Origin of the sequence: Paenibacillus sp. FSL K6-0276 (assembly GCF_037977235.1) — a bacterium.
Taxonomy (GTDB): domain Bacteria; phylum Bacillota; class Bacilli; order Paenibacillales; family Paenibacillaceae; genus Paenibacillus_AQ.
In genome coordinates this window covers 4,590,112-4,601,712 of record NZ_CP150276.1, presented here as the reverse complement: position 1 = coordinate 4,601,712, position 11,601 = coordinate 4,590,112, and the positions used below count along the sequence as shown (strand labels likewise).

Here is an 11,601-nt window from a genome sequence, read left to right as displayed (position 1 = left end):
CATGGCAGAAGCAAAAACATATGATGCAATGGACGTCTCTGTAATTGTGGGAGGCGTCTTTTTAACGGGATTCGGCGAGGATTTAGTTAGCGTCACGAAGGACGAGGATAACTATTCAACGTCTGTCGGCGCTCAAGGGGATGTCGTGCGTACCAAAGTGAACAATCCTTTGGGTACGATTACTATAACACTGCAAGGTACCAGCCCGCAGGTGCCTTACTTGGATGGCCTGAGTAATAGCAATAAAATCGTTCCCGTATCGGTCGTTTTCTCCGGTACGCCGAAGCAGACGAACACGGCAACACAGGCGTACATTAAAAAGCCCGCAGACCGCGAGTACGGTTCTGAGGCTGGCGATCGTTCGTATGAATTCCAGTGCCTTGATTTGTCCATGAACTAATAAACTAAAATTCGAGAGGGGATTAATAATAATGGCAACATTCCAGCAGAAAAAGGTAAAGACGAAATCCGGCAAGGAGTACACACTTCAACATCCTGGGGTACGGAACGTGACCAAAATCACGGACCGCGTGAAGAATAAACATGGCATTCCGTCTGACGAACGGCTTGCAGAGGAAATGCTGCAGCATGTCATCGTGGAACCAAAAATGAGGCTCGATGATTTTGAATCCTACATGGAAATGACGGAGATTGTCGGTAAAGCCTTCGCATTCATCACCGGCCAGGACAATGAGCCTGTAGACGATGCCGAGGATAACTAAGACTGAAGCCAAACGCCGGGCGATTGAAAACTGGGGCCAGTGGCGTTTGCTGCTTTCAGATATGGGAATCACCTATTCGGATCTGCTGATTATGGATGATGATGATGTTGCTGAGGCGAACGCTGCCTTGGATATCCATATCGCGGAGCTGAAAAAAGCGAATAAGAGCAAAAAATAGGCGTCCTTCTGGGGCGTCTATTTTTGTTGCCGGAAAGGAGGAACTATGGCAGGCGGAATAATCGGTTCCTTGATGTACGCTGTCGGTTTTAAGTTCAACAGTAGCGGATTAGATGAGGCGGATTCCAAAGTAGGAATACTGACCAAAAGCGTAATTGGACTCGGTGCCGCTGGTGGGACGGCCTTAATCGGACTTGGCACGGCTGCATTATCTGCGGCGAGTGACTTTGAAAATGCCATGTCTAATGTACAAATGACGACCGGGCAGACGACGGATCAAATGGAGGCCACGCGGGAAATCGCTAAGAATCTGTACAATCAGAATTTTGGTGAGGATTGGGACGATTTGGGCGGATCTATCGCCGCTGTAGCTAATGCAACGGGGCTTACAGGCGATGCACTGGAGTCAGCATCTCGTGAAGCTATGCTCTACGCCGGGCAATTCGACGGTGAGGTTACGGAGTCTATCGCCGGGGTTAGCGTGGCGATGAAGAATTTCGGGGTTACCAGCACCGAAGCTTTTAACCTATTGACCCAAGGGCAGGCTAATGGCACCAACACGCAAGGCGACATGCTTGACTCCATCAATGAGTATTCCCAGGCGTTTGCTTCTATGGGGTTCACCATGGAGGACACAATGGGATATCTCACGAATGGCTTAGCAGCTGGAGCTAGAAACACCGATTTGCTTGGGGATGCCATGAACGAGTTCAGCATCCAATCCATTGACGCAGGCGGAACGGCGGTTCAATCCTTTGAAGCGCTCGGACTCAACTCTGAAAAGATGATGGCTACTTTCTCCAAGGGTGGACCAGCAGCGAAGCAAGCCTTCAAGGACGTCGTTTCCATGATTTCGGACGTCGCGGACCCGGTGCAGCAGAACACCATCGGCGTCGGACTGTTCGGGACGATGTTTGAAGAATTGGGGGTTAAGGCGTTCTCGGCCTTGGACGATGTGAACACCGGCTTTGATCAAAGCAAAGATTCCGCCGAAAATCTCAAAAATGGATTTACGACAATCGGCGATTCGTTGCAATACTTCAAACGTCACATCGAGACAGGGATATTGATTCCTATCGGTCAAAAGCTGCTTCCATATTTGCAGCAGTTTGGTAGCTGGATATCTAGCCATCAATCTGAAATCGCCGCCTTTGGGGATCTGATCGGCACCTGTTTGGGGATGGCTATTGAAAAGGTAAGCGGTTGGGTACAGGCATTAATACCTTATTTGCAGGAGTTTGGTGCTCAGGCTGCGGCCCTTTGGCCTGACATTCAAAATATCGCCGGACAGATTTATGAGGTCGGTAAAGCAATTGTAGAATGGGAGCCGTTTATCCCAATCGTATCCGGCATTGCTGCGGCGTTGCTTACCTACAAAACGGTTATGTTTACCGTGTCCACAGCAACTAAGGTAGCGGGCATGGCGACAAAGACCTGGGGTGCTATCACGAAGGCATTCACCGCTGTGCAGACAGCATTCAACGCCGTCCTAGCTATGAACCCGATTATGCTTATCGTGCTGGCGCTTGTAGCGCTTGGAGTGGCGATGGTAGTGGCCTATAAGAGATCCGATAAGTTCCGGGCGTTTATTGACAAGATGTGGAGCGGCATCAAAACGGCAACAATGGCAACCTTGAATTTCTTCAAAATCACGATTCCGAAGTACTTTATGATGGCCTTCAACGCGGTGACGAATTTCATCAAAAAATGGGGCGTTACGATCCTGGCCGTCATTGGTGGCCCCATTACTATGATTGCACTCCTGGTGTACAAAAATTGGGATACGATCAAAGCGGTGACGGTATCGGTGTTTACTGCGATCTGGACATGGCTCAAATCTGCTTGGGGTTGGATTGTTGATACTGTAACTGGCTCTGTCTCTATGGTATGGGGCGCGGTCAAGGGAGCCTGGAATAAAGTATTCGATATAACCAATTCCATTATGACTAAGGTATGGAGCAAGATTACTGGAATTTGGGGTTCAATTGTCGGAGGGGTTAAGACAGCCGGGAGTAATTTGTGGACGGCTGTTTCTGAAATGTGGGGGAAGGTGATAGGATTTTTTGAAGGAATCAACCTCTATGAGATCGGCAAAAACATTATCCAAGGGTTGATTAATGGTATAACATCCATGATCGAAACTCTGAAAACAACAATGTCTGACATCGGAAATGGCATTGCTGATAAAGTTAGAGAAGTTCTTGGAATCCATTCACCTTCCCGGGTCATGATGGAAGTCGGTTTATATACGGGCGAGGGACTCATTAATGGTATAGAGGACATGACACCGAAGGTTGGTCTGGCGTCTGGAATCATGGCTGATGAAGTGACAGACAATCAACTTACTTCAAGTAGTGATGAGCACTCCAAGTACACGCCAGAATCCGCCCCAGCCCGGACCAGTAATAACCAAAGAGTCAATTTCACAGCCCCGGCTATTAGTATTACAATCCAAGGCAATGCGGACGCTAAAACAGCGCAGCAGATTGGCGAAGTTGTAGATCAAAAACTGCAGGATATCTTAGATGCCGTATCCCGAATCATGGGGGTGGAGATCAGTGGCGCTAATTGATGGTAAATACATTACAGTCCAGACGGAAAGCCTGAGTTTTCCGGTTGTGGCTACTGAGCAGCCGGTGGAAAAAGGCATTAACCTGGTTGATCATGTCCAGGCTCAGGCCCGCACTGTGTCCCTATCTGGCGTCATGGTAGGTGACGAAGCGGCAAAGACACGGGCCTATCTCATCACCGCGAAGGACAAAGGCCAGATTGTCAATTATGTGGGACGCAATGCCTTCAAAGGATTGATTACTTCCTTTTCATCGGATCATGAATATACCATTGCTAACGGATTTACCTTCAGCATGGAGCTGCTCGAAGTCCGTACAGCTAAATCGTCCTATGTGGACACGCTACCGCCTCCGGTTAAAGCGCAGGCTGCGCCGATTGTAAACAGCGGCACCAAGCAGACCAAAGATAAATCCAGCACCGCCAAGTCTAAAGACAAGCCAAAGGATAAGCCAAAGGATAAGCCTAAAGACAAGGATAAAGTCGAAAAGGTCAAGTTCAAATCCGGCAGTAAGTGGGAGTGAGTCATGGAATATATCGAGATTGAGAAAGGTCTTATTCCCTACCGTTTTGATATCTCCATTGCGAACGAAATGTTCACCATTGAGGTTCATTACAACCCGGATTTTGATTTTTTTACAGTGGACCTGGAACGGGACGGGGAAACTCTTGTGTACGGGGAAAAGCTGGTCTATGGTCAGACGCTCTTTTATGACGTACAGGACAGCAGGTATCCGAGGCTCCCAATTGTAGTATGGGATCAATCAGAAAAAAGCACAGAAGCAACTTGGGAGACGCTCGGAGTGAGCGTCTTTCTGTATGTGTGGGAGGATGAGGCCAATGGCTAAAACAAACTTTGGCCGGGTTGCGGAGATCATGACAGGCAACATGTCTTTTGCGCTGGAAAAATACAGCATGGAGGGTACCATCCCTTTTGACAATGACGCGCTACCTAATGAGTCTGAGTTGCGGCTGTGGAATCTGGCACAAACCACCATTAACAACATCAAGCGTAACGGTGTGCTCATGGTCAATGCAGGCTATACCGGAGATATCGGGTTAATTCTGCATGGTCGCATTTCGGCGGTGAGGACACGATGGGAAGGCGTGGACAAGGTAACCATCATCAACGTACTGGACAGTGAGGACTTGAGCAAGCGCGAGGTTACAGAGATCGCCTTTGCTAAAGGCACACTCGCCAGTGCGATCATTAAGCAGATGGCTGGATATATCGGCCTGCCGGTGGCACAAATGACGCTTAACCAGGATTACCGATACCAAGACGGCTATACCGCAAAAGGCAAGGTAACGGATATTATTACGGAGGTCTGCAAGGACTGCGGCACCTCCTGTTATATCAATCAGAGTAAATTATATGTCCGAAACCTGCGCAGCGGCGCGGATGCGGTCTTTGCTCTGTCACCGGATACCGGATTGATCGGCAGCCCCGAATATTTTGAGGACAATGGAATCAAGGGCTACAAGATTCAAACGCAGTTGCAGCGCCGATTAACGACAGCATCCGTCATTAACCTGACCTGCCGGGAGTGGTCCGGCAAGCTGCACGTTCGCAGCGGTAGCCATAAGTTTTCAAATACTGGCGATTTTGTAACTGAAGTGGAGGCGATCATGTGACCAAGACAGACCCGGCGGGAACACTGGCCAGTATATTGGGAGGGCATGGAGCGAAGCAAGCAGACAATATCAACGTGGCCCTACCCTGCAAGGTGATAACTTTTGATCCGGCGACGCTGACCGCCACCGTACAGCCTTTGCTTAAGCTATCCGGCGGTGAACCGGCTCAAATTATGTCCGTGCCGGTCACTGGGCAAAAGGTGAAATTTGAATTGGATATCGGCAACGGGCTTCGGGAGTTTGAAACGGCCATGCGTCCAGCGCTGCAGCCCGGTGACACCGTGTACATTGTTTGCGCAGATGCAGAGATTAAAAATACGCTATCAGGCCGTGTGTCCGCGCCTGACTCCGGTAGGCGACACAGCCGGAATGACGCGGTAATTGTGGGGGTGATGCCATGCAGTCTTTAAAACTGGACGTTTCCGGTGATCTAATATTTTTGAGCGGTGAGCTGCAGCTTGTATCCGGTCCGGAAGAGATTGCCCAATGCTGTGCGTTGGCTGTCGGCACCAATAAGGGCGAGTGGATACTTGACCCGGAAATGGGTATTGATTTTGCTCGAATCACAGGCAAGGGTGTGACGGAAGAAGAGATCCGCGACGAGCTGACAGCCGGAGTGCTTCAGGAACTGCGTATCCAGACCGTGGACACCGTGACAGTTACCTTTGATAGGCAGAAGCGGACAGCCACAGCAGACTTTACGGCCACGGCGGTCAACGGTGATGTGATTACAATCGAGGGGGTAGATACCGTTGTTGGATAGCACAGGGTTTAAGCGGCTGCGCTTTGACGATCTTTTTGCGCAAATGGAAGACAAGGCTAAGGAAGCATTCGGTGACACCGTTAATACCTCTGTCCGGTCACCGTTAGGTATCATTCTCCGAATATTTGCGTGGTTTTTAGCAATCATTTGGAGTACCGCCGAAGACGTCTATAACAGTGGCTATATTCCGACGGCAACGGGAAACAACCTGGATCGGCTGGGGCCGCAGGTAGGTATTACCCGCACACTGGCGCAGTGGGCAAGCGGACAGCTGACGATTACCGGGACACCTGGGTATGTCGTGCCTGCTGGCTTCCGGGCGGCTACCGCTTCCGGCGTGGTCTTTGAGACACTGACAAGCGTTACGCTCACAGGCAGTACCGGTACCATTGCTATAGAGGCGCTGGAGGCGGGTTCAGGTGGCAATTTGGGCGCTGGCATGATTACGGTTGTGGTTAATCCGGTACCGGACGTGACCAGCGTCACCAATGCCGCACCGACTACCGGCGGCAGGGAGAAGGAAACGGACGCGGAGTTCCGCAATCGCTTTGACCAATCCGTTGCCGGTGGCGGTGCAGCTTCGGTGGATGCCTTACGCGGTGCGCTTCTGCGGCTGCCTACCGTCCGGGCGGCAACGATCATAGAAAATACCGGCATGACGGCAGACAGCGCCGGGCGGCCGCCGAAGTCCTTCCAGGCTTATGTGCTGGGCGGTGATGAACAGGGAATTGCCGAAACTATCTTTGCGACCAAGAGCGGAGGAATCGAGTCCCACGGGGCTATCAGTAAGCAGGTGGAGGACTTGGGCGGCCAGGCACATACGGTTAAGTTTTCCCGGGCCACTGAGGTTGTCATTAAAGTCTCTGTAGCAGTTATCAAAAACGAGCGATACCCGGCAGACGGTGACGAGCAGGTACGTAGCGCGCTTATCCGATATATCGGCGGCACCGATGCAGCGGGGTCATATTATAACGGCCTGAGCATGGGCGTAGCCGTTGTGTATACACGCTTAATCAGCGCTGTATATAGCGTTGAGGGTGTGGAGGATATAGCACTTACCGTTGGAAAGGTGTCCGGTAGCCTGGGCGGCAGCAATGTTTTAATCCAGCCGTACGAAGTGGCACAGACTACGGCGGCACAGATTTCGGTGAGTAGCCATGTTTAGCATCAAGGATATGCTCAAGCGTTTTGCCGACACCTACAACAAAAGCCCGGACAGCAATCTGGGCAAGTTGATCAGCATCCTACATGGTGAGTTGGCGACGCTGGATGATACTCTCGCCCGTATACGCGAGTGGCGCAGCATCGACAATGCACAAGGTACGACGCTGGACCGGATCGGGACCAATGTCGTGCAACCGCGCGGGGCGGCAACTGACGAGGTGTACCGCGTGCTGCTTAAATCAAAAATCGCCCGCAACCTGTCCAAGACGGATATCAATACAATTATCCGAGTGCTGGCTCTTGCTCTTGATGCTGATTACTCGGATATTCGAATTAAAGAGAAGTACGCAGATGAATTTGAGCCTGAGCCTGCCGCGATTGATCTTATTCGGGTACCGATTCGGCGGCTGAATGAAGTGGGGATGTCTCCGGGGCAGTTTGCGCAGATCATACAAAAGACTGTGGCGGCTGGTGTCCGGGTGGCTCAGATCGAGCTATCCGGTACATTTGCCTTATCAACGCAGTATGGGGTGCTTGAAACCAGTTCAACCGCCGGGTTGTCAGATCCAAATATGACCACGGGAGGCACGCTGGGTACGGTATTTGAATCTGGTGATGATTATCCATTACCAATATAGGAGGCGTTTATTTTGGCAGATTTCAATGAACAACTGCCCGATTGGCTGGAGACGGGCATAGAGCCGCCTACGAGTAAGAAAAATGAAGGTTGGCAAGTCGATGACAAGCCCCCGGCTGCATGGTGGAACTGGCTACTTAATCGAACATATAAAGTGCTGGTGGAGATTAGAAGCGTGTTTACGGCTCATAAAGCAGATACAACTATCCACATCACAGCTGCAGAGCGAACATCTTGGAACGCTAAGGAGACAACAACCGGTGCACAGGCAAAAGCTAATGCTGTGCAGACAAATTTAACAAGTCATGCCACAGATACCACCGTGCACATTACGGCAGCAGAGCGAACAGCTTGGAATGCCAAGGCTCCTACAACTCTTGCAACACAGTCAGCAGCCGGTCTTATGAGTGGGCCGGATAAAACCAAACTGGACGGCATTGCGGTTGGAGCCAACAACTATACCCACCCGGCAACACATCCACCGTCTATTATTGCCCAGGATGTTTCAAACCGTTTTGTTTCAGATGCTGAAAAAACTGCTTGGAATGCCAAAGCGTCAACTGCTGTAGCAACACCTAACACTGCGGGGTTGGAATCTGCAGCGGATAAGGCTAAACTGGACGGCATTGCAGCGGGCGCTAATGCTTATGTACATCCCAATCATACTGGAGACGTAACCAGCACAGGGGATGGAGTGACCGCAATTGCAGCGGGCGTCATTGTTAATGCAGATATCAATGCTGCAGCAGCCATAGATGCAAGTAAGATCGGGACTGGAGCGGTGTCCAATGCGGAGTATGGTTATTTGGATGGGGTGACTAGCGGAATACAAGGGCAATTGAACAGCAAAGCGCCTTTGGCTACTACACCGCAGCAAACAACAGCGGATATTACCTACTATGTCCGTACAGATGGTAGTGATAGTAATAACGGGTTAGCTAATACAGCGGCAGGAGCGTTTAAAACAATCTCAAAGGCTATCAGCGTGATTCCTCAAGTTGTGAATCACGCTATAAACATTAATGTGGCGGCGGGGACTTATAGTGATGATATTTATTTAGGCGGTCGCAGCGGTTCGGGGGAAATCAAAATAACGGGCGCATCTTCGTTGGTGACTACCCATGTAGCCTCAAGTATATCTCTTTTGAGGTGTACATGTAGAATAACTGTAATAGGATTTGTTTTCAGCAAAGCGGGACCTAATTTAATATTTAGTTCCCCCGAAGTAACTATCTCGTATTGCACTATTAGTTCTGCCGTAAACGAAAAGGGTTTTATTGTAGATAGCGCTAAAGCCTACTTTGTTGGTTGTTCAGTCAGTAATAGATCGCCAGCCTTCCAAGCGCATACCAACAGCGAAGTATTAATTCAAACTTGCTCAGGCTCGGGTAATTCTTACGCTGTTACAGCAGCCTATGGCGGGAAGGCTGTACTGGATGCTAGCAATATATCAAGTACTAACAAGAATTCTGCTTATGCTGGCGGGATGATTATGGATAATAATTCCTGTGTTATTAACCCTTGGGGAGATAATACTCCAACTAGTCGTACTGGTATATTTGCGGGAAAGTCAGCAAGTCAAGCAGTATCGGCGAGTGTATGGACTAAAGTAGCATTCTCCGCAACTTCATATGATCACCTAAGTGAATTTAATAAAACTACATCGACATTTATAGCAAAACAAAAAGGCATGTATTTAGTGACGGCGAGTGTATTTTTAGATTCGGTTCCTGCTGGATTTAGTGCACAATTACGCCTTTACTTAAATTATTCGACAAACATGGTGCTAGATGAAAGGACTGCGGTAAATGCAACAAGTATGATCGTTAAAGGCGCGGTGGCTATGTACATGGATGCGGGACACACTTTAGAGTTATACGTAATGACGACCGGAGCAACAAATATCAATTTAGCAAATGATGTTACAGCGTTTCAAATTAATAGAATGGCATAAAAGGAGGATAAACTTATGAATATTGCGTCAGCAATTATGCACATCTATCCAAACGCCAATCCAATGGGTGATTTTATTGTCCAAGACAACGGCGCTGAGCCAATTTTACGCGCAGGCGTGGACGGACGTTTTCGCTACGAGATTCGTCCACTTGAAGAAGACGAGACCGAATATATAGAAGGTGTACACTATCGTTATGTAGTGGACTTTAATCGACTAGTAGAGGGCGTTGACTACGATATTGTAGAGCGTGGGCAGTTTATCGCATCGTGGAATTTGGATGAGCCACAGCCGACAGAAGCAGAGTTACAAATAGCATGGGAAGCCTACCAGGAAGCCGAAGCCAATAAGCCGCCTAAACTAACGGAAGTCGAGCAACTACAAGAGGACAACGCTGCCCTGATGCTGGAGCTGGCGCAGACACAGGCGAAGCAGGAGCAGGCTGAGCAGGACCAAGCTTCCTTACTCCTAAGTCTAGTGGAAGGAGGTGTGTTGTAGATGGATTGGTTTGCAACTATTAAAAGATATTATGATGCTGGACGATATACGACAGCGCAAGTACAGATTTTTGTTACGGCTAAAAAAATCACAGCCGAACAGGCTATAGAGATTACAACCAGCGCCGCATAGTAGGCGTTTTTATTTTGCCCTCGTAGCTGTTACGGGGGCTATTTATATTAAGGGGAGATAGATGGGGGGAGGGGCAATCGTGACAGAAATGGATGTACTTAAATATTTTTTAACACAAGGTCCGTTCGCGGTGTTATTTGTTTGGCTACTAATCTACGTAATGCGTGCGAATAAAGAGAGGGAAGGGCGACTGCAGGATCTACTAGAGAAGTTTTCGGAGAAGTATGATGTCATCATCATAGAGCTTCGTGAAATGAAAGATCGGTTTCCCCATAAAAACTAATTTAATGAGAGGGTGAAGTGTTATGGAATGGAATGCAGTTATGAAGTTTATTAATCCTGAATTAATGGTTGTTGTCGTAGCTTGTTGGATCATCGGTTATGGACTAAAACAAACGCCGAAAGTACCAGACTGGAGTATTGTATATATCGTTACGCTGATCGCCATCCTATTTTCTGTATTGATGCTAGGGTTTGTGATCACAAGCTTTATTCAAGGCATCCTATGTGGTGCTGTGGCTGTATATGGTAACCAACTGGTCAAGCAAGCAAAGAAAAGTGGTGAAGAATAATGAAGAAGGTTTTGATCGATGCAGGACATGGTGGCAAAGACCCGGGCGCTGTCGCAAACGGTTTAAAAGAGAAAGACATCGTACTGTCAGCGGCTTTAGAGATTAAAAAGAGACTTGAGGCAAATTATGATGGAGTTCAGGTATTGCTATCCCGTAGCACAGATGTGTTTCTGGAATTAAAGGAGCGCACAAATCTAGCCAACAAAGCAGGCGCTGATATCCTGGTTTCAATCCATGGTAACGCTGGTGGTGGCTCTGGCGGTTTTGAAACGTTTAGATATACAAAAGCCTCAGCCGCATCGGCAGCACTGCAAAACGTCCTGCACATGGCGATTATGGACACACTCAATAAGGTTGCTGTTGGCGTAATTAATCGGGGGCAGAAGGCAGATAACCTGCACATGGTACGAGAGAGTAAAATGCCAGCAGTACTCACGGAGAATTTGTTTTTGGATGTGGCAACCGATGCTGCCAAACTTAAAAAAGATGTGGTTATCCAAGCAATAATTGATGGCCATGTGATCGGGATTGCAAAGTATTTTGGTCTGAAGAAGAAGGAGGCGACATCGGTGAATAAAGATGTAAAAGTGACAGTCAACGTAAACGGCAAAAAGGTAGCTGACGGAGTGCTAGATAACGGCACTACTTTTACGCCTGCGCGTGCTGTAGCAGAGGCTCTAGGGGCTATAGTTGTATATGACGCAGCAACAAATACAGTTAACATCACAAAGTAAACTCTCAAACGCTTGACATTATGCCCACTGGCTTCGGCTAGTGGG

17 protein-coding genes are annotated in these 11,601 nt (G+C 48.8%); all 17 read left to right on the top strand.

Annotation, left to right across the window (positions count from 1 at the left end; translation table 11 throughout):
- Position 1: 1 nt before the first annotated feature.
- Positions 2-400 carry a phage protein gene (locus MHH52_RS21835; RefSeq protein WP_340004424.1) on the top strand — a complete coding sequence of 133 codons (399 nt, stop codon included), beginning with the start codon at positions 2-4 and terminating at the stop codon, positions 398-400.
- 31 nt (positions 401-431) lie between these two features.
- Positions 432-722, top strand: a complete 291-nt coding sequence (locus MHH52_RS21830) for a hypothetical protein (protein WP_340004423.1) — start codon at positions 432-434, stop codon at positions 720-722.
- Positions 706-900, top strand: a complete 195-nt coding sequence (locus MHH52_RS21825; protein WP_340004422.1) for a hypothetical protein — start codon at positions 706-708, stop codon at positions 898-900. Before MHH52_RS21830 ends, MHH52_RS21825 begins: the two co-directional genes overlap by 17 nt.
- A gap of 45 nt (positions 901-945) precedes the next feature.
- Positions 946-3,471, top strand: coding sequence for a phage tail tape measure protein (locus MHH52_RS21820; protein WP_340004421.1), 2,526 nt, complete (start codon positions 946-948; stop codon positions 3,469-3,471).
- Positions 3,425-3,991, top strand: a complete 567-nt coding sequence (locus tag MHH52_RS21815; RefSeq protein WP_340004420.1) for a phage baseplate protein — start codon at positions 3,425-3,427, stop codon at positions 3,989-3,991. Before MHH52_RS21820 ends, MHH52_RS21815 begins: the two co-directional genes overlap by 47 nt.
- Positions 3,992-3,994: 3 nt before the next feature.
- The gene (locus MHH52_RS21810) at positions 3,995-4,315 is read left to right on the top strand and encodes a hypothetical protein (RefSeq protein ID WP_340004419.1); all 321 of its coding nucleotides are present in this window, start codon (positions 3,995-3,997) and stop codon (positions 4,313-4,315) included.
- Positions 4,308-5,102: a hypothetical protein gene (locus MHH52_RS21805; RefSeq protein ID WP_340004418.1), complete on the top strand. Its 795-nt coding sequence runs from the start codon at positions 4,308-4,310 to the stop codon at positions 5,100-5,102. Before MHH52_RS21810 ends, MHH52_RS21805 begins: the two co-directional genes overlap by 8 nt.
- A gap of 74 nt (positions 5,103-5,176) precedes the next feature.
- Entirely contained in the window at positions 5,177-5,512 is a 336-nt protein-coding gene (locus tag MHH52_RS21800; protein WP_340004417.1) for a Gp138 family membrane-puncturing spike protein, read from the top strand.
- On the top strand, positions 5,500-5,865 hold the full coding sequence (locus tag MHH52_RS21795) for a DUF2634 domain-containing protein (protein WP_340004416.1): 366 nt from the start codon (positions 5,500-5,502) through the stop codon (positions 5,863-5,865). Before MHH52_RS21800 ends, MHH52_RS21795 begins: the two co-directional genes overlap by 13 nt.
- Entirely contained in the window at positions 5,855-7,030 is a 1,176-nt protein-coding gene (locus MHH52_RS21790) for a baseplate J/gp47 family protein (protein ID WP_340004415.1), read from the top strand. Before MHH52_RS21795 ends, MHH52_RS21790 begins: the two co-directional genes overlap by 11 nt.
- Positions 7,023-7,667: a hypothetical protein gene (locus MHH52_RS21785; protein ID WP_340004414.1), complete on the top strand. Its 645-nt coding sequence runs from the start codon at positions 7,023-7,025 to the stop codon at positions 7,665-7,667. Before MHH52_RS21790 ends, MHH52_RS21785 begins: the two co-directional genes overlap by 8 nt.
- Before the next feature lie 12 nt (positions 7,668-7,679).
- Entirely contained in the window at positions 7,680-9,620 is a 1,941-nt protein-coding gene (locus MHH52_RS21780) for a hypothetical protein (RefSeq protein WP_340004413.1), read from the top strand.
- Positions 9,621-9,635: 15 nt separating this feature from the next.
- Positions 9,636-10,118, top strand: a complete 483-nt coding sequence (locus MHH52_RS21775) for an XkdW family protein (protein WP_340004412.1) — start codon at positions 9,636-9,638, stop codon at positions 10,116-10,118.
- Positions 10,119-10,250: an XkdX family protein gene (locus MHH52_RS21770; RefSeq protein ID WP_340004411.1), complete on the top strand. Its 132-nt coding sequence runs from the start codon at positions 10,119-10,121 to the stop codon at positions 10,248-10,250. It abuts the gene before it with no gap.
- Positions 10,251-10,311: 61 nt separating this feature from the next.
- A complete protein-coding gene (locus tag MHH52_RS21765; protein WP_340004410.1) occupies positions 10,312-10,533 on the top strand; it encodes a BhlA/UviB family holin-like peptide in 222 nt (73 codons plus the stop codon).
- A gap of 22 nt (positions 10,534-10,555) precedes the next feature.
- The gene (locus MHH52_RS21760) at positions 10,556-10,822 is read left to right on the top strand and encodes a phage holin family protein (RefSeq protein WP_340004409.1); all 267 of its coding nucleotides are present in this window, start codon (positions 10,556-10,558) and stop codon (positions 10,820-10,822) included.
- Entirely contained in the window at positions 10,822-11,556 is a 735-nt protein-coding gene (locus MHH52_RS21755) for an N-acetylmuramoyl-L-alanine amidase (RefSeq protein WP_340004408.1), read from the top strand. Before MHH52_RS21760 ends, MHH52_RS21755 begins: the two co-directional genes overlap by 1 nt.
- Positions 11,557-11,601 lie beyond the last annotated feature (45 nt).